Source organism: Microbacterium gallinarum, assembly GCF_014837165.1.
Taxonomy (GTDB): domain Bacteria; phylum Actinomycetota; class Actinomycetes; order Actinomycetales; family Microbacteriaceae; genus Microbacterium; species Microbacterium gallinarum.
On sequence record NZ_JACSPM010000002.1, the window covers coordinates 214,389 to 233,514 of the forward strand.

General features: G+C 70.8%; 19 protein-coding genes. 10 read left to right on the forward strand and 9 right to left on the reverse strand.

The genetic code is table 11. The features are described from left to right. Positions 1-4 precede the first annotated feature (4 nt). From H9622_RS07930 to H9622_RS07940, 3 genes are read right to left on the reverse strand one after another with little or no spacing between them, the layout of a single operon-like run. Entirely contained in the window at positions 5-499 is a 495-nt protein-coding gene (locus H9622_RS07930; RefSeq protein ID WP_191765851.1) for a metallophosphoesterase family protein, read from the reverse strand. Continuing rightward, positions 496-1,113, reverse strand: coding sequence for a GyrI-like domain-containing protein (locus tag H9622_RS07935; protein WP_191765852.1), 618 nt, complete (start codon positions 1,111-1,113; stop codon positions 496-498). Before H9622_RS07935 ends, H9622_RS07930 begins: the two co-directional genes overlap by 4 nt. A 34-nt stretch (positions 1,114-1,147) precedes the next feature. Then, entirely contained in the window at positions 1,148-1,648 is a 501-nt protein-coding gene (locus H9622_RS07940; RefSeq protein ID WP_191765853.1) for a DUF427 domain-containing protein, read from the reverse strand. Between the two features lie 110 nt (positions 1,649-1,758). Between H9622_RS07940 and H9622_RS07945 the strand changes: the two genes are divergently transcribed. Continuing rightward, positions 1,759-2,361 carry a flavodoxin family protein gene (locus H9622_RS07945; protein ID WP_191765854.1) on the forward strand — a complete coding sequence of 201 codons (603 nt, stop codon included), beginning with the start codon at positions 1,759-1,761 and terminating at the stop codon, positions 2,359-2,361. Here the strand turns inward: H9622_RS07945 and H9622_RS07950 are convergent. Continuing rightward, positions 2,346-3,782: a dihydrolipoyl dehydrogenase family protein gene (locus H9622_RS07950; protein WP_191765855.1), complete on the reverse strand. Its 1,437-nt coding sequence runs from the start codon at positions 3,780-3,782 to the stop codon at positions 2,346-2,348. The two genes, H9622_RS07945 and H9622_RS07950, sit on opposite strands and share 16 nt — an antisense overlap. Positions 3,783-3,965: 183 nt before the next feature. Here H9622_RS07950 and H9622_RS07955 point away from each other — a divergent pair, with 183 nt between their 5' ends. Genes H9622_RS07955 through H9622_RS07970 form a run of 4 tightly spaced genes read left to right on the forward strand, consistent with a single transcriptional unit; the run spans position 3,966 to position 7,128 of the window. Further along, positions 3,966-4,790, forward strand: a complete 825-nt coding sequence (locus H9622_RS07955; protein WP_191765856.1) for an ABC transporter ATP-binding protein — start codon at positions 3,966-3,968, stop codon at positions 4,788-4,790. Further along, positions 4,787-5,461 (forward strand): ABC transporter permease, encoded by a 675-nt coding sequence (locus H9622_RS07960; RefSeq protein ID WP_191765857.1) that lies wholly within the window; start codon positions 4,787-4,789, stop codon positions 5,459-5,461. The genes H9622_RS07955 and H9622_RS07960 overlap by 4 nt, the downstream gene beginning before the upstream one ends. Continuing rightward, the gene (locus H9622_RS07965) at positions 5,458-6,189 is read left to right on the forward strand and encodes an ABC transporter permease (protein WP_191765858.1); all 732 of its coding nucleotides are present in this window, start codon (positions 5,458-5,460) and stop codon (positions 6,187-6,189) included. Before H9622_RS07960 ends, H9622_RS07965 begins: the two co-directional genes overlap by 4 nt. A gap of 24 nt (positions 6,190-6,213) precedes the next feature. Continuing rightward, complete coding sequence (locus tag H9622_RS07970; RefSeq protein ID WP_191765859.1) at positions 6,214-7,128, forward strand: ABC transporter substrate-binding protein; 915 nt, start codon at positions 6,214-6,216, stop codon at positions 7,126-7,128. Positions 7,129-7,230: 102 nt separating this feature from the next. Here H9622_RS07970 and H9622_RS07975 read toward each other — a convergent pair whose 3' ends face one another. After that, positions 7,231-7,623 carry a DUF3054 domain-containing protein gene (locus tag H9622_RS07975; RefSeq protein ID WP_191765860.1) on the reverse strand — a complete coding sequence of 131 codons (393 nt, stop codon included), beginning with the start codon at positions 7,621-7,623 and terminating at the stop codon, positions 7,231-7,233. 14 nt (positions 7,624-7,637) lie between these two features. Beyond that, positions 7,638-8,384 (reverse strand): sulfurtransferase, encoded by a 747-nt coding sequence (locus tag H9622_RS07980; protein WP_191765861.1) that lies wholly within the window; start codon positions 8,382-8,384, stop codon positions 7,638-7,640. Between the two features lie 157 nt (positions 8,385-8,541). On the opposite strand from H9622_RS07980, the gene H9622_RS07985 reads away from it, so the two are divergent. After that, entirely contained in the window at positions 8,542-10,053 is a 1,512-nt protein-coding gene (locus H9622_RS07985) for a SulP family inorganic anion transporter (protein WP_191765862.1), read from the forward strand. Positions 10,054-10,120: 67 nt separating this feature from the next. Here H9622_RS07985 and H9622_RS07990 read toward each other — a convergent pair whose 3' ends face one another. Further along, positions 10,121-10,714, reverse strand: coding sequence for a M15 family metallopeptidase (locus tag H9622_RS07990; protein WP_191765863.1), 594 nt, complete (start codon positions 10,712-10,714; stop codon positions 10,121-10,123). An 87-nt stretch (positions 10,715-10,801) separates the two neighbouring features. Between H9622_RS07990 and H9622_RS07995 the strand changes: the two genes are divergently transcribed. Together H9622_RS07995 and H9622_RS08000 are read left to right on the forward strand one after the other, a co-directional pair. Then, the gene (locus H9622_RS07995; protein ID WP_191765864.1) at positions 10,802-11,479 is read left to right on the forward strand and encodes a response regulator transcription factor; all 678 of its coding nucleotides are present in this window, start codon (positions 10,802-10,804) and stop codon (positions 11,477-11,479) included. Further along, positions 11,466-12,641, forward strand: coding sequence for a sensor histidine kinase (locus H9622_RS08000; protein WP_191765865.1), 1,176 nt, complete (start codon positions 11,466-11,468; stop codon positions 12,639-12,641). The genes H9622_RS07995 and H9622_RS08000 overlap by 14 nt, the downstream gene beginning before the upstream one ends. Here the strand turns inward: H9622_RS08000 and H9622_RS08005 are convergent. Both H9622_RS08005 and H9622_RS08010 read right to left on the reverse strand, forming a co-directional pair. Beyond that, positions 12,604-13,077, reverse strand: coding sequence for a VanZ family protein (locus H9622_RS08005; protein WP_191765866.1), 474 nt, complete (start codon positions 13,075-13,077; stop codon positions 12,604-12,606). The genes H9622_RS08000 and H9622_RS08005 overlap by 38 nt on opposite strands. An 89-nt stretch (positions 13,078-13,166) precedes the next feature. Next, on the reverse strand, positions 13,167-13,727 hold the full coding sequence (locus H9622_RS08010) for an NYN domain-containing protein (protein ID WP_191765867.1): 561 nt from the start codon (positions 13,725-13,727) through the stop codon (positions 13,167-13,169). 225 nt (positions 13,728-13,952) lie between these two features. Between H9622_RS08010 and H9622_RS08015 the strand changes: the two genes are divergently transcribed. Beyond that, on the forward strand, positions 13,953-14,537 hold the full coding sequence (locus H9622_RS08015; RefSeq protein ID WP_404802858.1) for a Dps family protein: 585 nt from the start codon (positions 13,953-13,955) through the stop codon (positions 14,535-14,537). Between the two features lie 192 nt (positions 14,538-14,729). Beyond that, entirely contained in the window at positions 14,730-19,085 is a 4,356-nt protein-coding gene (locus tag H9622_RS08020; protein WP_191765868.1) for a family 43 glycosylhydrolase, read from the forward strand. Positions 19,086-19,126 lie beyond the last annotated feature (41 nt).

Below are 19,126 nucleotides of genomic sequence, written 5' to 3' on the forward strand. Positions count from 1 at the left end.
CCGCTCAGAGCACGACGAGCTCGACCTCGCGCAGTGCGCCGGAATCGACCACGACCGTCATCATCGTGTGGTGCGGCTGGCGGCGACGATCGGTCGGCGAGCCCGGGTTGAGCAGTCGGAGACCGCCCGGCGTCGTCGTGTTCCACGGGATGTGGCTGTGCCCGAACACCAGCACGTCGGCGTCGGGGTGCGCGTCGTCCATGCGCGCTTCGCGACGCCGGGCATCGCCTGTCTCGTGCACGACCGCGAACCGCACGCCCTCGATGTCGCGGCGGGCGACCTCGGGCAGCCGCTCGCGCAGGTCGGGCCCGTCGTTGTTGCCGGAGACGCCGAGCACCTCGCCGTGCTGCTCCAGATCGTCGAGAACGGATGCCGCGACCCAGTCGCCGGCGTGGATGACGAGGTCGGCCGCATCCGCCGCCCGCAGGAGCGCGTCGGGCAGCCCGCGCGCCCGGCCCGGGATGTGGGTGTCGGAGACGAGCAGGAGGCGCGTCGTCACGCGTCGCCGCCCGCCGCGTCGGTCACGGGCTGCCGCAGGATCGTGCGGAGCTTCGCCGGGTCGGTGCGACGGATGTCGCTCAGGTAGACCTCGTGGTGACGGCCTGTCATGCGCAGCCCCCGGGAGGGGATGACCTCGTCGTGCAGGCGCGCCAGCACCGGCCCCTCCTCGTCGAAGGGTCCGAGGTGGAGCGTCTGCACGCAGCGCCCCTCGTGGAGCGTCTCGAGCCGGAGCCGATCGAGCGCGGGGGCGTCGGATGCCGCCGCGACGGCGCGCTCGACGTGATCGGCGGGCGTCCAATCGGGAACGAGGATCATCGCGGTCCAGTCCCAGCGGGACTTGTCGCGGTCGGTCGTGAACGTCGTCATGTCGTCGGACCACCACAGCGCCTCGAGCGGCATCACGACGTAGTCGCGGTCGAGCTCCTTCTTGCTCATGAACTTGAGCTTGTAGGCGACCGGGAAGAGCGTCGACACCGCATCGGCGTAGGCCTGCTCGTTCGGATCGCCGTGGCCGTCGATCATCAGGTAGCGCAGGGGCGGCACCTCGACGACGTCGAACACGCCCCGCCGGGCGGAGTAGGCGGCGAGCTCTCTCTTGAGGTCGGTCTTCATGGCGCGACCAGGCTAGCGGGCGGCACCGACGCGGTCACCAGCCCATCGACCCCGGCACGCCCTTGAACGGACCGGCGACCGTCGAGGTGATCCAGCCGCCGTAGAACCCACCCGGCTGCGGCTCGACGAGTTCGCCGTCGACCTCGCACGCGTCCATCGGCCGGGCGTACACCGCGACGCGATCGGCGAGCAGATCGAAGCCCGGCGACGGATCGGGGTAGTTCCAGGCAGCGCGCTGGGCGGCGGCATCCCCTCCCCGCACGTCGAAATAGCGCGCGCCGCCCTTGAACTCGCAGAAGGACCCGCCGTTCGTCGGCACGAGCGCACCCTCGGCGAACGCCGCGATCGGCAGGTAGTAGACGGGCGGGTGGCTGGTCTCGAGTACACGCACCACGTCATCGGTGTCGACGATCACCTCGCCGCCCAGCCGGATCACCACGCGCGCGTCGACCTGCTCGACCCGAGGCGGCCGCGGGTAGTCCCACACGGACTCCTGGCCCGGCGCGACGGGGTCGGGAACGGGATGACGGGGCATCGCCCCAGCGTAAGCGCGCTCGCGGGGGTAGGGGCCCGATCCCGGAACGTCAAGACCCTGACGCGGCCGCGACGGCCCCGTAGCCTGCCCGAATCGACGAAGGGACCATCATGCTCCGTGCGCTCGCACTCAACTGCACACTCAAGCCCTCTCCCTCGGAGTCCAGCGGCGACCTCCTCGCCCAGCAGGTGCTCGACGCCCTGGAGCCGTACGGCGTCGAGGGCGAGATCGTCCGCGTCGTCGACTTCGACGTCAAGCCGGGGGTCGACGCCGACATGGGCGACGGCGACGAATGGCCCGGCATCCGTGAGAAGGTGATGGCGGCCGACATCCTGGTCTTCGCGACACCGACCTGGATGGGCCACATGTCGAGCGTCGCGCAGCGGGTCCTCGAGCGCCTCGACGCGGAGCTGTCGGAGACGGATGACGAGGGCAGGCCCATCCTCGCGGGCAAGGTCGCGGTCGTGGCCGTCGTCGGCAACGAGGACGGCGCCCACGCCATCATCGCGGACGCCTACCAGGGCCTCGGCGACGTCGGCTTCAGCATCCCGTCACAGGGCGGCGTCTACTGGAACGGCGAGGCGATGCACACGACCGACTACAAGGACCTCCCCGAGACGCCCGAGAAAGTCGCGAGCACAACCCAGACGCTCGCGCGGCACGCCGCGCACGTCGCGAAGGTGCTCGCGGAGCAGCCCTACCCCGCGCCCTGATCGTGGCGCCGGTACTCCTCGAGCCATCGGAGCCACACCTCGCTCACCGTCGGATACGAGGGGACCGCATGCCACAGGCGGTGCAGCGGGACCTCCCCCACGATCGCGATCGTGGCGGAGTGGAGCAGCTCTGCGACATCAGGGCCGACGAACGTCGCGCCCACGAGAACCTGGCGCTCGGTGTCGATCACGGCGCGGGCCTGGCCGCGATAGTGGTCGGCGTGGGTGCTGGCGCCCGAGATCCACGACAGGTCGTAGTCGACGACCCGGATGCCGAGTCCGGCCTTCATCGCGGAGGCCTCGGTGTGCCCGACCGACGCCACTTCCGGGTCGGTGAAGGTCACCTGCGGAACCGCGGCGTGGTCGGCGGTGGCCACGTGCGCTCCCCAGGGAGCGTCGTCGACGTCGTGCGCGAGGGCGCGGGCGGCGATCACATCGCCCGCGGCACGGCCCTGGTACTTGCCCTGGTGCGTGAGCAGGGCACGGTGGTTCACATCGCCGACACCGTAGAGCCAGTCGACGCCGCGCACGCGGAGCGTGTCGTCGACGTCGAGCCACTCGCCCGACGCGAGGCCGACCGTTTCGAGGCCGATGTCACCCGTCCGCGGCACCCGGCCGGTGGCGACGAGCAGCTCGGCCGCCCTCACTTCCGAGCCGTCCGACAGACTCAGCACCACGTCTCCGCCGTCGGTGCGGGCGACGCGGTCGACCTCGGCACCGGTGCGCACGTCGGCTCCGGCCTCGCGCAGCGCGGCCTCGACGGCCTCGCCGGCGAACGGCTCCATGCCGCCGAGCAGCCCGGAGCGGGCGATGACGGTGACATGCGTGCCGAACGACGTGAAGAGAGTCGCCATCTCGCTGCCCACCACGCCGCCGCCGAGGATCGCCAGCGACGGCGGGACGTCGCGGACGCCGGTCGCGTCACGGCTGGTCCAGGGGGCGGCGGCCACGAGTCCCGGGATGTCGGGGAGCAGCGCCGCCGAACCGGTCGAGACGACCACGGCATGCGTGGCGACGAGGTGGACAGTGGTGCCGTCGGGGGCTTCGACCGCCACGGCGCGCTCGCCCGTGAGGCGGCCATGCCCACGGACCAGCTCGATGCCGGCGCCCTGCAGCCACTCGACCTGCGACGTGTCGTTCCAGTCGTAGACGATCGCGTCGCGGCGACGCAGCGCCGCGGCGACGTCGACGCCGCCTGTGACGGCCTGCTTCGCACCGTCGACGTCACGCGCGGCGCGGAGAGCCGCCCCGCTGCGCAGCAGGGTCTTCGACGGCATGCACGCCCAGTACGAGCATTCCCCGCCCACCAGCTCGCTCTCGACGACGACGACCGAGAGGCCGCCCTGCTTCGCCCGATCGGCGACGTTCTCGCCGACAGGTCCTGCACCGATGACGATGAGATCGAACTCCCGAGTGGTCATGGGCCCACGCTAGCGGCGCCCTGCGGCGACCGGGCCGAGTCTGCGGAATGCGCGGGTCGCACCCCATCCGCTGCCCGCTCGGCACCGAACACACCCAAGGACAACGGCCGGGTCACGCTTCGCGGGTTCCGCCCTCGATGTCGCAGACCTGTGGTTGGCTGGGAAACCCGCGGAAAGGACAGCATGGCGATCGAGTTCCGGTCCGTGTCGAAGCGGTTCGCCGACGGCACTCTTGCGGTCGACGACTTCAGCCTCGTCATGCCCGCGCACAAGACGACCGTGCTGGTCGGATCCTCGGGATGCGGCAAGACCACGCTGCTGCGCATGATCAACCGCCTCGTCGAACCGACGAGCGGCGTGATCGCCATCGACGACGAGCCGATCTCGGGCCGCGACCCGGTGAAGCTGCGGCGCGGCATCGGCTACGTGCTGCAGAACGCGGGCCTCCTCCCCCACTTCACCGTGATCGACAACATCGCCACGGTGCCCGTGCTGAGCGGCGTCGCGCGCAAGACAGCGCACGAGCGGGCGCTCGAGCTGATGGATGTCGTCGGCCTCGACCGATCGCTGGCAGAGCGCTACCCCAGCCAGCTGTCGGGCGGGCAGCAGCAGCGCGTCGGGGTGGCCCGCGGGCTCGCGGTCGATCCGAACATCCTGCTGATGGACGAGCCCTTCGGCGCCGTCGACCCGATCGTGCGCAAAGAGCTGCAGACCGAGACGCTGCGGCTGCAGCGCGAGCTCGACAAGACGATCGTGTTCGTGACGCACGACGTCGACGAGGCGTTCCTGCTCGGCGATCAGGTCGTCATCCTCCAGGAGGGTGCCCACATCGCCCAGGTCGGCACCCCTGACGAGATCATCGAGAACCCCGCGAGCGACTTCGTGGCCAGCTTCATCGGGGCGGAGAAGGGTGCCAGGGCGCTGCGCCGCAAGGAGACGCCGCGCGGTGCGGTCGTGGTCGACGAGTCCGGCCGCACGCAGGGGGTGCTGGTGGAGGACGCCTCGTGAGCTGGGTGCTCGACAACCTCGACCTCATCTGGGGCCTGTCGCTCGACCACCTGCGGCAGAGCCTGATCGCGATCGTGCTCGGATTCGTCATCTCGGTGCCGATCGGCTGGGCGGCGTTCCGCTACACCGCGGTGCGGGGCCCCACACTCGCCACCGTCGGCCTGCTCTACACGATCCCGTCGCTCGGGCTCTTCGCCGTCCTCGCGGCCGTGTTCGGCATCCCGCTCCTCTCCGAGGCCAACCTCGTCGTCGCGCTCACGATCTACGCGGTCGCCATCATGACGCGCTCGGTCACCGACGGACTGGCGTCGGTCGACCCGGTCACGCGTGAAGCGGCCGTCGCCGTCGGGTTCGGCGCATGGCGGCGCTTCTGGACGGTCGACTTCCCGCTCGCCGGTCCCGTGCTGCTGGCAGGGCTCAGGGTCACGGCCTCCTCGACCATCTCGCTGGCCACCGTCGGCATCCTCATCGGCGTGCAGAACCTCGGCTACCTGTTCACGAATGGGTCGCAGCGCCGCATCATCCCCGAGGTGCTCGCCGGTGTCGTGGCCGTGGTCGTCATCGCGGTGGTCATCGACCTGCTTCTCGTCGTCGCGGGCAGGTTGCTCATGCCCTGGAATCGGCGCAGGCCGACCCGCGCCGAGCGCGCTCTGCAGGCGGTGACGGCGTGAACTACTTCCTCGAGGCCTTCGCCTGGATCTTCTCGCCCGCCGAGTGGCCGAACGGACTGCCGCTGCCGACCGCGATCATGCAGCACCTCCTCTTCACCTTCGGGTCGGTGCTCATCGCAGCCCTCATCGCGATCCCCGCCGGATGGATCATCGGCCACACCGGCCGCGGCCGGGAAGTCGCGGTGTTCCTGTCCGGCGCCGCGCGCGCACTGCCCTCGCTCGGCCTGATCGTGCTGCTCTACCTCGTCCTCGGGGTCTCGCTCAAGACGGAGGCGGCTGTCACCGCATTCGTTCTCCTCGCCATCCCCTCCATCCTCGCCGGCGCGTATGCGGGCTTCGAGGCGATCGACCGCACGGTGATCGACGCCGGACGCGCGATGGGCATGACACCCTGGCAGATCCTCTGGAAGATCGAGGTGCCGCTCGGGCTGCCGCTTCTCATCGGGGGCCTCCGCACCGCCACGCTCCAGGTCGTCGCGACCGTGACGATCGCCGCGTACGTGGGCCTCGGCGGCCTCGGCTACTACATCATCCAGGGCATCCCGCTGCGGGACTTCCCGCAGATCCTCGGCGCCTCGATCGTCGTCATCGTCCTCGCGCTGGCGCTCGACGGCGTCTTCGCCGTGGCGCAGCGCCTCGTCGTGCCGCGCGGCGTCGCCGCACGGCTTCAGTCCCCTCAGCAATCCCCCGGGATGCGCACGCGAACCGTCGCGAGCACGCCCGCCTGACCCCACCACAACCGGAGGTTCCACATGTCCACAGCACGCACCCGCCTCGCCGTCGCCCTCAGCGCGACGGCGATCGCCGCCCTCGCGCTGGCCGGCTGCGCCTCGAGCGATCCCCTCACGGGCGACGACGGTGCCACCGACGAGCCAGGCACGTCCGGCCCGATCGTCATCGGCTCGCAGGCGTACTACTCGAACGAGATCATCGCCGAGATCTACGCGCAGGCGCTCGAGGGCGCGGGCTTCGAGGTCGAGCGCAACTTCAACATCGGGCAGCGCGACGCCTACATGCCCTCGATCGAGGACGGATCGATCGACCTGTTCCCCGAGTACACGGGCAATCTGCTGCAGTTCTTCGAGCCCGACACGACGGCCACGACGTCGGACGACGTCTACGCCGCGCTGCAGGAGGCGCTGCCCGAGGGCATCACCGTGCTCGATCAGTCCACGGCCACCGACCAGGACTCGTACAACGTGACCGCGGCATTCGCCGAGGAGAACGACCTCGTCTCGATCGCCGACCTGGCCGGCATCGTGGGCCTCGTGCTCGGCGGCGCTCCCGAGCTCGAGGAGCGTCCTTACGGCCCGTCCGGTCTCGAGGAGGTCTACGGCGTGACCGTCGCGTTCCAGGCGACCGGCGACACCACCGTCGACGAGCTCGTCGCCGGCAACATCCAGGTCGCGAACGTCTACAGCGCCGACCCGCTCATCGAGACGCAGGACCTCGTCACGCTGGAAGACCCCGAGGGCCTCTTCCTCGCGTCGAACGTCGTCCCCGTCGTGAGCGCCGACCTCGCCGACGAGATCGCCGACGTCATCAACGCCGTCAGCGCCGCTCTCACCCCCGAGGGACTGGTGGCGCTCAACGTCCAGTCGACGGTCGACCAGATGTCGTCCGACGACATCGCGGCGGCCTGGCTCGCCGAGAACGGGCTCGACTGACCTGACTCGCGGAAGGGCCGGGCGGGACATCGCCCGGTCCTTTCGCGTGCCGCCACGTACCGCCAGGTGCCGCCGGGCCCGCCCATCCGGGCAGGGGACGGATCAGCTCGCGGTCGCGTCGCGGCGCGACCGCGAGCGCGCGACGAGCGCGGCGATCAGCCGCCAGCCGACGAGGAAAAGGCACAGCGTCAGGGTGGCGACCACGATGAACGCGACCGCGGTCCCCTGGCCGGAGGCCGAGCGCAGCAGCATCCCTCCGACGACCGTCGCCGCCCAGACGCCGAGGCCGGTACGAACCGGGGCCGCCGGGGCGCGCCACGCCCGCGTGATGAGCCAGCCGGCCACCAGCCCGACGAGGAACGGCCACGCGGTCATGCCGAGGCCGACCAGCCAGTCCTCGCCGTGGCTCGCGCGCCCGATGGCGGCGAACGCCAGCACGAGCATCACGTCGAGCGCGAACGAGCCGGCGACGAGGCGCCCCGCGGGCCGCGGCATCCGCTCCTCGGTCATCACGACGCCAGCGCGGTCGTCCGCGGGCGCAGATCGGCTGTGAGCGCCTCACGCTCGTCGAAGACGAAGCACTCGCCGTTCCAGTGGGCGCCGCCCACGTTCTCGAAGTAGCCGAGGATGCCGCCCTCGAGCTGCAGCGCGTCGACGCCGTTCTCGCGCAGGTGGATCGCCGCCTTCTCGCAGCGGATCCCGCCGGTGCAGAAGCTGACGACCGTCTTGCCTGCAAGGTCGTCACGGTGCGCGGCGGCGGCTCCCGGGAACTCGGTGAAGCGCTCGATGCGCCAGTCGACGGCACCGGCGAACGTGCCGTAGTCGACCTCGAAGGCGTTGCGCGTGTCGAGGAGCACCACCTCGCGGCCGGTGTCGTCGTGCCCCTGATCGAGCCAGCGGCGCAGACTGTGGGGGGCGACCGACGGCGCGCGGCCCGACTCGGGCCGGATGGCCGGGTGGTCCATGCGGATGATCTCGCGCTTGAGCTTGACGAGCATGCGCCGGAACGGCTGGGCATCCGACCAGCTCTCCTTGGTCGTCAGCGCCGCGAAGCGCGGGTCGGCGCGCAGGTCGTCGACGAAGCCGCGGACGGCGTCGCGGTCGCCCGCGAGGAAGAGGTTGATGCCCTCCTCGGCGAGCAGGATCGTGCCCTTGAGGCCGGCCGACTGAGCGCGGGCGCGGAGCGTCGGGCGGAGCGCCTCGCGGTCGTCGATCCGCGTGAACAGATACGCCGAGATGTTCAGGACGGATGCCACGGCCACAAGCCTACGTTCCGCCCGGCGCTGCACGATCCCGGCGGCCGCGTGGTGCGCGGGTAGACTCGCCCCGCCGCGCTCGCGGCCCTTCCCGACCGGTCCTGCCCGGTTCCGCGCGCAACGGAGAGCGCCCGACCCCGACTCCCGGAGCCCAGCCATGTCCGCTGCATCTGTCACCCGCCCCGACAGCCCGTCCCGCTACCGCATCGAGCCGACGGTGCTGCAGGCCCTGCGCAGTCCGCGCATCCTCACGCGTGAGCTGCTCGCGGGCCTCGTCGTCGCGATCGCGCTCATCCCCGAGGCGATCGCCTTCTCCGTCGTCGCGGGGGTCGATCCTCGCGTCGGCCTGTTCTCGTCCTTCGTGCTCGCCGTCGTCATCGCGTTCACGGGCGGCCGACCCGCGATGATCACGGCGGCCGCGGGGGCCGTGGCCCTCGTGATCGCGCCGGTTTCGCGCGAGTACGGCATGGACTACTTCATCGCGACCGTCATCCTCGCGGGCATCCTGCAGATCGTCCTCGCCGTGCTCGGCGTCGCGAGGCTCATGCGCTTCATCCCCCGCAGCGTCATGGTCGGCTTCGTCAACGCGCTCGCGATCCTCATCTTCGTGTCGCAGCTGCCGCAGCTCATCGACGTGCCGTGGGCGGTCTATGTGCTCGTCGCGGTCGGGCTCGGCATCCTCGTCCTCTGGCCGCGCATAACCCGCGCCGTGCCCGCCCCGCTCGTGACGGTGGTGCTGCTGACCGCCGCGGTCGTGGCGTTCGGCATCTCCGTGCCCGACGTGGGCGATCAGGGCGAGCTGCCGCGCAGCCTGCCGGAGCTGCTGATCCCCAACGTGCCCCTGACGTGGGAGACGCTGCAGATCATCGCGCCGTACGCGCTCGCGGTCGCCCTCGTCGGCCTGCTCGAGTCGCTGATGACGGCGAAGCTCGTGGACGACATCACCGACACGCACTCTCGCAAGACCCGCGAGGCGTGGGGGCTCGGCGTGGCGAATTTGGCCTCCGCGTTCTTCGGCGGCACCGGGGGCTGCGCGATGATCGGCCAGACCATGATCGGGGTGAAGGCGTCGGGCGCCCGCACCCGCATCTCGACCTTCATGGCCGGCGTCTTCGTACTCGTCCTGGTGGTCGCGCTCGGCGACATCGTCGCGATCATCCCGATGGCCGCCCTCGTGGCCGTGATGATCGCCGTCTCGGTCGCGACGTTCGACTGGCACAGCATCCGCCCCTCCACACTGAAGCGGATGCCGCTGAGCGAGACGCTCGTGATGGTCGTGACCGTCGCGCTCACGGTGTGGACGCACAACCTCGCGGTCGGTGTCATCGCCGGTGTGCTCGCGGCGATGGTGCTCTTCGCGCGGCGCGTGGCCCACTTCACGACGGTCACCCGCACCGTCGACGGCGACGTCGCCCGCTACCGGGTCGACGGCGAGCTCTTCTTCGCGTCGAGCAACGACCTGACGACGCAGTTCGAGTATGCGTCCGATCCGGCGGAGGTGGTCATCGACATGACCCGTTCGCATGTGTGGGATGCCTCGACCGTCGCCGCCCTGGACGCGATCGTCACGAAGTACGAGCAGCGCGGCACCACGGTCGAGCTGGTCGGCATGAACGAGGCGACCACCGCCTTCCACCGCCGGCTGAGCGGTGGCCTGGCGGGCAGCTGAGCGGCGGCCCCGCCGACTGAGCCGGGGCGGGCCGGAGTGGGCCGGGCCGACGAACGCCGGCGCGGCCTCACCCCTCCGCATCGGGAAGCAGCGCGGGGCATTCGCCACCGGGGTCGGTCGCGACCTCGAAGTGCCAGCGCTCGTTGGCGTAGATCTGGCACAGCCCCCACTCGGCGCCGCGCTCGATGAGCCAGAACTGGGCATCGAGCGGGCCCACATCGACGGCGTGGCCGGTCACGTGGTGCGAGCGGTCGGGGGTGGCGACGAACTGCCGCGCGATCTCCTCGCTGCCGTACGTCGTGATGGCGTCGCCGAGCAGCCACTGCTGGTACTCCCGGCTCCGCCATCCGCCGGTGATCTCGAACGCGACGGCGTCCGCGGCCGCGGCGGCGGCGGCCCCGCGCACCGCGTCGCGCAGGGCGGGGTCGAGGTGGGCGATCGCGGGCAGCGAGTCGTCGTCGATCGCGGCGGGGGCCGCGAGCTCGCCCGCGGCCGCGCTCGGCACGAAGGGCGCGGACAGCGCCTGCGCGGGGCTCCACAGGTAGGCCGCGGTCGCGGCAGCCGCAGCGAGCAGCACGGCCGCGACCGCGCCGATCGCGACGAAGGACGCGTGCCCACGACGAGCAGGCGGACGCACAGGGGATGCGGTGGGGAGTGACATGCGACCATCCCACGCGGGCGCGCGTTGCGACGGCGTACGCGGATTCGCATACACCCGCGATACATGGGGCGACCTAGGCTGGTCGCCATGCGCGTGCTGATCGTCGAGGACGAGCTGTACCTCGCCGAGGCCATCCGCGACGGACTCCGGTTGGAGGCGATCGCGGCCGACCTCGCGGGCGACGGCGACACCGCGTTCGAGCTGCTCGCCGTCAACCCGTACGACGTGGTCGTGCTCGACCGCGACATCCCCGGCCCGAACGGCGACGAGATCGCCCGCCACGTGGCGACGCTGCCGGCGGGTCCACGCGTGCTCATGCTGACCGCGGCCGACCGGCTGGACGACAAGGCGGCCGGCTTCGAGAGCGGCGCCGACGACTACCTCACCAAGCCCTTCGCGCTGCGCGAACTCGTCCTGCGGCTGCGCGCGCTCGGACGACGGCCGGCCGCGGGCACTCCCCCGGTGGTCGAGTTCGGCGCCCTGCGGCTCGACCCGTTCCGGCGTGAGGTGTACCGCGACGGACGCTACGTCTCGCTGACTCGCAAGCAGTTCGCGGTGCTCGAGGTGCTGCTGACGGCGCAGGGCGGGGTGGTCAGCGCCGAAGACCTGCTCGAGCGGGCGTGGGACGAGAACGCCGACCCCTTCACCAACGCCGTGCGCATCACGATCTCGACCCTGCGCAAGCGCCTGGGCGAGCCGTGGGTGATCGAGACGGTGCCCGGCGTCGGCTACCGGGTGAGTGAGGTGACGGATGCCGCGGGGTGAGGCATCCGCTCCCCGCACGGGGCGTCCGCACGGGCTGTCGGTGCGGGTGAAGCTCACGCTGAGCTACGCCGGCTTCCTGATCGTCGCGGGTGCGGCGCTGTTCGCCGTCGGCTTCCTGCTGCTACGCTTCGTGCCCGAGGGCAACGTCTACGTGGTGGGCGGCGGCTGGGCGCCGAATCGCACCAATCTCCTCGAAGTGTTCGTGCGCTACGCGTGGTGGGCCCTCGCCGGGCTCGCCGCGTTCGGTCTCGTGGGCGGCTGGCTGCTCGCGGGACGCATGCTGAAGCCGCTCGATCGCATCACCGACGCCGCCCGCCGCGCTCGCGACGGGTCGCTCGACCACCGCATCGACCTGCCCGGCGCCCGTGACGAGCTGACCGAGCTCGCCGACGCCTTCGACGCGATGCTCGCGCGCGTGCAGCAGACGCTCGACGAGGAGCGCCGCTTCGCGGCCAACGCCTCGCACGAGCTGCGCACGCCGCACGCGATCATCCGCACGATCGTTGAGGTCGCGGAGGCCGACCCCGACGGCCGCGATGTCGACGAGGTGCTCCGGCGCATCGGCGACACCAACGACCGCGCGATCGCGACGACCGAGGCCCTGCTCGCGCTGGCGCGCGCCGGACGCGGCGGAAGCTGGAAGCGCGAACCGGTGGACCTCGCGTCGATCGTCGCCGGGGCTGTAGAGGACGAGACGGCGGATGCCGCGGCCGCCGACATCCGCATCGACACGTCACTCACGCCGGCCACCGCGCTGGGCGACCGCACTCTGCTCGCGCGGCTGGCCGCGAACCTCGTGCACAACGCGGTCGTGCACAACGAGTCGGGAGGCTGGGTGTCGGTGACGACGGGGGGCACCGCGCGGTCGGCCGAGCTGGTCGTCGCCAACACCGGGCCGGTCCTCGACCCCGCCGCCGCCGGCGCACTCGTCGAGCCGTTCGTCCGCGGCGCCGGACGCACGCGCGGCGCCGAGACGGAGCGCGGCCCCGGCCTCGGACTCGCGATCGTCGCGGCCGTGGTGCGCGCCCACGACGGGGTGCTCGACATCACCGCCCGTCCCGGCGGCGGACTGCACGTGCGCGTGGGACTCCCGCGCCCCCGTGGGGCCGGGACTGAATCGACCGTCACGGCCTGGACCGCCGCATCCGATCCGCTCTCCTGAGGCTGCGCACCGCGCCGCCGATCAGCCGCACGACAGTCACCACGGCGACGCCGATCGCCGCGCCGACCGTGTTCCACAGCACGTCGGCGGGGTCGGGCACGCGACCCGGGATCGACCCCTGGACGTGCTCGACGCACGCCGACACTGCCGAGCAGGTGAGGATCGCGAGCGGCCACCACCGGCGCCCGAGGAGCAGCGCGACGGTGGCTCCGAGCGGCACGAACATGACCGTGTTGAGCACGCGCTCGGCATCGCCGAACGGGAGCCAGGCGAGCAGCGGTGCGGACGCCGCATCCACCGCGGTCAGAAACGCTCCGCGCGCCGGCGCCACCAGCGAACGCGGGGCCAGCGTGAGGATGCCGACGGCTGTGACGGCGAGCGCCGCCGCGATCGTTCGCGCCGAGCGGGGGCGCGCGGCCGGAGAATCGTTCGACACGGTTCCTGCTTCCCGCCGGCTCTCGTGCCGACAGGGCCAGTCCAGTGGAACGCGTGTTGCGGGAGCGTATGCTCCGCGCACCCTGCGAGTCAGCGCAGGAACATCGCGGGGTCGAACTCCTCGATCGGGATGACGCGCACCCGTGGCAGCGGCGCGTCGAAGACCTGGGCGTCGTACTCGAGGTCGAACTTCTCGATGCCGGGGAGCGTCGCGAATCCGGCGTTGCGGAACTCGGTGAACGCGAGCACTCCGACCCGCCGCTCGCCGTCCACCAGCGCGGCGACGTCGTCGAGGAAGTCGCCGTCGTGGCTCACCAGCATGACGTCGTCGGCGCGGTCGACGATCGCCCGCAGCGTGCGCTGCACCGCGATGTCGACGACCTTCTCGTCGGGTGCGCCTGACAGCGGCACGACCTGATAGTCCATCGCTTTCAGGGCCTGCACGAACGCCATCGGGATGCCGGTCGTGGCATTGAGGAAGAACAGTCCGCGGGCCGGCTGGCGCCAGGTGCGCGACGCGAACGACATGAGCCGGTCCCATCGGGGGCGCTCGTCCGGCTGCGGCCGACGCCCGAGGATCGACCCGCCGAGCGTCGCGTCGATGTTCTCGCCGTCGACCAGGATCCAGGTCGTCCGTCCGTCGTCGCCCATCGACGCCCCCTCACCGGGCCCGAGCGGTCGGGAACCCGAGCACGATCCTACGTGCGCGGTCAGCCCACTGCATCCGCGGCCGGGTCGCGGCTCGCTTGCGCGCACACCTCCGGATCGGCGGCGGCAGCGCAGCGAGTAGCACGTCGTCCCGGGCAGTGCAATCCCCGGGCGTGCAGGAGACGGGCTGATTAGTTTCGAAGAGTCCCGACGAACAGGAGAGACATCGTGGCCACGACCACCGCGAAGAAGACCGCCTCGACGAAGACCGCCGCGGGAACCTCCAAGAACAAGCGGCGCACGGCCCGAGGCGGAGTCGGCGCCGAGTTGACGAGCGAGCAGAACGCGGAGCACGGGTTCACGGCATCCGAAGCCCTCAGCGAGAACCTGCAGAAGGTGCTCGTCGATCTGATCGAGCTGTCGCTCCAGGGCAAGCAGGCGCACTGGAACGTCGTCGGCCGCAACTTCCGCGACACGCACCTCCAGCTCGACGAGATCATCGAGGCCGCCCGCGACTTCGCCGACACCGTCGCCGAGCGCATGCGCTCGCTGCACGCCCTGCCCGATGGGCGCAGCGACGTCGTGGCCGAGACCACGACGCTGCCCGAGTTCCCCCAGGGCGAGATCGCGACCACCGAGGTGGTCGACCTCATGACCGAGCGACTGGATGCCGTCGCCATGACCTGTCGCGACGTCCACGACGACGTCGACGAAGAAGACCCCACCAGTGCTGACATCCTCCACGCGATCCTTGAGCGTGTGGAGCAGCTCTCGTGGATGGTGAGCGCGGAGAACCGCACGCCGAAGCGGTGACCACATCAGGCGCTCGACGCTGCCCACTCTCCCATCGGGATGGTGGGCAGCGCTGTTTCCGCCGCCGTTCGCCCGCACGGCGATCGTGTGAGCGGTAACTCAACCCTTGCCTCACCCATCTGGTGAGCGCTAACATCGCACGGAAACCTCTTCCCCACACGCCGCGCCGCCGCGGCGAACGAAGGATGTGCGATGAAGCAGCCCCTAGTCCGACGCACGCTCGCGAGCCTGACGGCGATCGCCCTCGGCCTGACCGGCGTGATCGCCGCGACCCAGCCGGCCGTCGCCGCGACGACGCTCGTGGCCCACTACCCGCTGACCGAGACGACCGGAGCGATCGCGGTCGACGCAACCGGTGCCGGGCGCGACGGAACATACGTGGGCTCGCCCGCCCTCACCGGCGGTGAAGGGGTGCGCCTCGACGGCGCCGACGACCACGTGAAGCTGCCGGACAATCTGCTGGCCGGGCTCACGTCGATCACCGTCAGCGCCGAGGTGCTCGTGCGTAGCGCCCAGGGCACGCCGTACTTCATCTACGGCTTCGGCAACACCGATTCCGCCGGCGTCGGCAACGGATACCTCTACTCGACCGGCAACACGTACAAGACCTCGATCGCGTCGGGCAACTGGTCCACTGAGCAGACCGCCAACAGCAGCGCGAACCTCGAGCGCGATGTGTGGAAGACGATCACCTACACGCTGGACGACGCAACCGACACGGCCCGCGTATACCTCGACGGCGTACAGGTCGCGCAGAACACCGGCGTCACGATCACGCCGGGATCGATCGGCGGCGGCGTGACCACGGCGAACTACCTCGGCAGGTCGGTCTACGACGCCGACAAGCGCCTCGCCGGCAGCCTGCGCGATGTGCGCATCTACGACGCCGCCCTGAGCGCGTCGGAGGTGTCGGCCCTGGTTCCGAGCGACGACACGCGACTGCAGCGGGATGCTGCGGCTCTGTCGCTCGGCGATCTGAGCGGCGTCACCGCGAACCTCACGCTGCCGACCACGGGCGCGAACGGCGCCGCGATCGCGTGGGCGTCCAGCGACTCGGCGACCGTCTCCGCCGCCGGCGTCGTCACCCGCCCCGCCGCCGGCGAGGCTCCGGCCGAGGTCACGCTGACCGCCACGCTCACGCGGGGTGCGGCATCCGCGACCCGCACCTTCACGGCGACGGTGCTTCCGCTCCCGGGTGGTGACCAGCTCGCCCAGGCCGACCTGGACGCGATCGTGATCCCGAACGCCGACGACATCCGCGGCAACATCACGCTGCCCACGTCGGGCCCGGTCAACGGCAGCGACGTCACCTGGAGCGCATCGCCCGCAGGCGTCATCACGACGAGCGCACAGGACGGCACCCCCGCTGGCGTCGTGACGCGCGGCGCCGCCGACACCGCGGTCACGCTGACCGCCACCGTTCCCGGCACCGCCGCGAGCCGCAGCATCCCCGTCACCGTCACCGCCGCGCCCGTCGACCTCGACACCGACTACACCGCCGGCTACCTGTGGACGCACTTCGCGGCCGAGGGCGGCTACGAGAAGATCTTCTACGGCTACAGCGAGGACGGCCTGCACTGGTCGAAGCTCAACGACAACAAGCCGATCCTCGCCAACCTCGCCGGCGACCTCGGCGTGCGCGACCCGCACCTCGTGCGCTCCCCCGACGGCGACAAGTACTGGATCATCGGGACCGACCTGCACGCCGAGGGCGGCGGTGCCGGGGGCTCCGGGTGGGACCAGCTCAACGCCAGCCAGAACCTGGTGGTGTGGGAGTCGACCGACCTCGTGAACTGGAGCGACCAGCGCATCGTGTTCGCCGGCTTCGACCAGGCCGGCTGCGTGTGGGCGCCCGAGGCGACCTACAACGAGGCGACCGGCGAGTACTACGTGTACTGGGCGGCCCGCGACCGCACCGACGACGGCACCCCCGACTGGGCGCTGCGCATGTACCTCACGAAGACCCGCGACTTCGTCACATTCACCGAGCCCGAGATCTGGACGTCGCTCAACGAGAAGGGCGACGGACTCACGGGGCCGAACATCATCGACTCCACCATCGCGAAGGAGGGCGACACCTACTACCGCTTCTCCACCTCCGACTGGCACACGGTCGTCGACACGGCACCCAGCCTCGACGGCCCCTGGACCCGCGAGATCGCGCGGGGCGAGGCATCCGCTCACGGTCTGCGCGCTTCGATGGAAGGCCTCACGGTCTACCAGCTGCCCGACGGCCGCTGGGCAGCGATGGGCGACCAGAGCGGGTACTACGGCCACATCGCCGACACGCTCGAGAGCCTGCAGTTCCGTCAGCTGACCGTGGGCAGCGGGGCCGATCAGTACTCGTTCGACCAGCGCTTCCGCCACGGCTCGGTGCTGCGCCTGTCGGCCGCTGAGGAGGAGCGCCTGCTCGAGGCGTACGGCGACGAGCCGGTCGACCCGGAGGAACCGGAGGAGCCGCAGCAGCAGCCGATCGCCGAGTACACCTTCGACGACGGGACGCTGGCGGACTCGGTGGGCAACGCCGACCTGACCAAGAGCGGCACGGCCGCGGTCGCGACCGACGCCGTTCAGGGCCAGGCACTCAAGCTGGACGGCTCGGCCAACGGCTTCGCCGCCTTCCCGACCGGCTTCTTCGACGGTCGCAGCACGATGACCGTGTCGATGGACGTCAAGTCCGAGAAGACCAGTGGCAACTTCTTCACCTTCGCGTTCGGCGCCGACACCAGCAAGTACTACTTCCTGCGGCTCCGCGGCGGCGACGTGCGCAGCGCCATCACGCAGACGTCGTGGCAGAACGAGGCGGCCGTCACCGGAACCGTCAGCAGCGGTCAATGGCACCGCATCGACGTGGTGTTCGACGGCGCGAAGATGACCGTGTACTCCGACGGCGTCAAGCTCGGCGAGAACGCGGCCCTCGGTGCCACGGTGGCCGACCTCGGCGAGAACCTGGTGGGCTACCTCGGCAAGTCGCTCTACTCGGCCGACGGGTACTTCCAGGGCTGGTTCGACAACGTGCGCGTCTACAACCGGGCGCTGTCGGCGGGCGAAGTGCTCGCCAACGCCGGCGTCACCGACCAGCTGCTCGAGGTGTCGCTGTCCGACCCGTCGAAGCTCAAGGTCGCGCCGTTCGTCGACTCCACCGCGCACACGGCCGTGATCCCCGTCGTGAAGGGCACCGACCTCACCGCGCTGGCGCCGACCTTCAGCACCGCACCGGGCGTCACCGTCTCGCCCGCGTCGGGCACGGTGGTCGACCTGAGCAGCCCGGTCACCTACACGCTGTCCGAGCCGGACGGCGGGACCACCACGTGGACGATCGAGGCGCGGGTCGTGAACAGCCCCGTGCTGCCCGGCCTTTACGCCGATCCGAACATCGCGGTCTTCGGCGACACGTACTACATCTACGCCACGACGGACGGCTACGCCGGCTGGGGCGGCAAGGACTTCTACGTGTGGAGCTCGAAGAACCTCGTCGACTGGGAGCGCTCGGACGAGCCCTTCCTCACGCTCGACGGCGCGAACGGCAACGTGCCGTGGGCGACGGGCAACGCGTGGGCGCCCACGATCATCGAGCGGGACGGGAAGTACTACTTCTACTTCAGCGGGCACAACGCCGCGCTGAACCGCAAGACGATCGGCGTGGCCGTGGGCGACAGCCCCGAGGGACCGTTCGTGGCCCAGCCCACCGCGATGATCCTCAACAACGAGGAGGTCACGTCAGGCCAGGCGATCGACCCGGCCGCCTTCCACGACCCGGTGACCGGCACCTGGTACCTCGGCTGGGGCAACGGCGGCAACGCGGCCGTGCTCGCCGAGCTGAACGACGACATGACCTCGCTCAAGACCGGGACGTACCAGCGCATCAACGGGCTCACGAACTTCCGTGAGGGTGTCTTCTTCAACTATCGCGAGGGGCTCTACCACCTGACGTACGCGATCGACGACACCGGGTCGGAGAACTACCGCGTCGGATACGCCACGGCGACGAGCATGAACGGGCCGTGGACGTACCGCGGCGTGATCCTGCAGAAGGACCTGTCGCTCGGCATCAAGGGCCCTGGCCACAGCTCGATCATCAACGTGCCGGGAACCGACGACTGGTACATCGCGTACCACCGCTTCGCGATCCCGGGCGGCGACGGCAACCATCGCGAGACGACGATCGACAAGCTCGAGTTCGGCACCGACGGCCTCATCAAGCCGGTGGTCCCGACGCTCGAGAGCGTCGCACCGCAGACGATCGACCTGCCGGAGGCCGGACCGCAGATCGAGGTCACCACGACCTCGCGCTGCATCGCGGGCAAGGTGACGCTCGTCGTGCAGGCGATGAACGTCGATGACATCGCCGCGACTCTCGCCGTCCGGACGACGTACGGCAGCAAGACCGTCGTGGTCCAGCCGGGCAAGACGACGTCGCAGGCGTTCACCACGCGCCTGGCGAACATCGAGGCCGGCACGGTGTCGGTCACGGCGGATGCGACACGCGACGGCGAGCCGGTCACCTCGGTGACCGAGGCGTCGTACGGGCTGCAGACCTGCGGCTGACCGCGCGGCAGTGATCACGGGCCGGGTGCCGTCGTCGAGAC

Excerpts from the sequence above, each read along its gene's own strand:
- H9622_RS07940 (WP_191765853.1), bottom strand. The coding sequence starts at position 1,648 with ATGCCCCGTCATCCCGTTCCCGACCCCGTCGCGCCGGGCCAGGAGTCC.
- H9622_RS07975 (WP_191765860.1), bottom strand. The coding sequence starts at position 7,623 with ATGCCGCGGCCCGCGGGGCGCCTCGTCGCCGGCTCGTTCGCGCTCGAC.
- H9622_RS07995 (WP_191765864.1), top strand. The coding sequence starts at position 10,802 with ATGCGCGTGCTGATCGTCGAGGACGAGCTGTACCTCGCCGAGGCCATC.
- H9622_RS07955 (WP_191765856.1), top strand. The coding sequence starts at position 3,966 with ATGGCGATCGAGTTCCGGTCCGTGTCGAAGCGGTTCGCCGACGGCACT.
- H9622_RS07950 (WP_191765855.1), bottom strand. The coding sequence starts at position 3,782 with ATGACCACTCGGGAGTTCGATCTCATCGTCATCGGTGCAGGACCTGTC.
- H9622_RS08010 (WP_191765867.1), bottom strand. The coding sequence starts at position 13,727 with ATGGGCGACGACGGACGGACGACCTGGATCCTGGTCGACGGCGAGAAC.
- H9622_RS07945 (WP_191765854.1), top strand. The coding sequence starts at position 1,759 with ATGCTCCGTGCGCTCGCACTCAACTGCACACTCAAGCCCTCTCCCTCG.
- H9622_RS07985 (WP_191765862.1), top strand. The coding sequence starts at position 8,542 with ATGTCCGCTGCATCTGTCACCCGCCCCGACAGCCCGTCCCGCTACCGC.
- H9622_RS07970 (WP_191765859.1), top strand. The coding sequence starts at position 6,214 with ATGTCCACAGCACGCACCCGCCTCGCCGTCGCCCTCAGCGCGACGGCG.
- H9622_RS07935 (WP_191765852.1), bottom strand. The coding sequence starts at position 1,113 with ATGAAGACCGACCTCAAGAGAGAGCTCGCCGCCTACTCCGCCCGGCGG.
- H9622_RS07990 (WP_191765863.1), bottom strand. The coding sequence starts at position 10,714 with ATGTCACTCCCCACCGCATCCCCTGTGCGTCCGCCTGCTCGTCGTGGG.
- H9622_RS08000 (WP_191765865.1), top strand. The coding sequence starts at position 11,466 with ATGCCGCGGGGTGAGGCATCCGCTCCCCGCACGGGGCGTCCGCACGGG.
- H9622_RS08020 (WP_191765868.1), top strand. The coding sequence starts at position 14,730 with ATGAAGCAGCCCCTAGTCCGACGCACGCTCGCGAGCCTGACGGCGATC.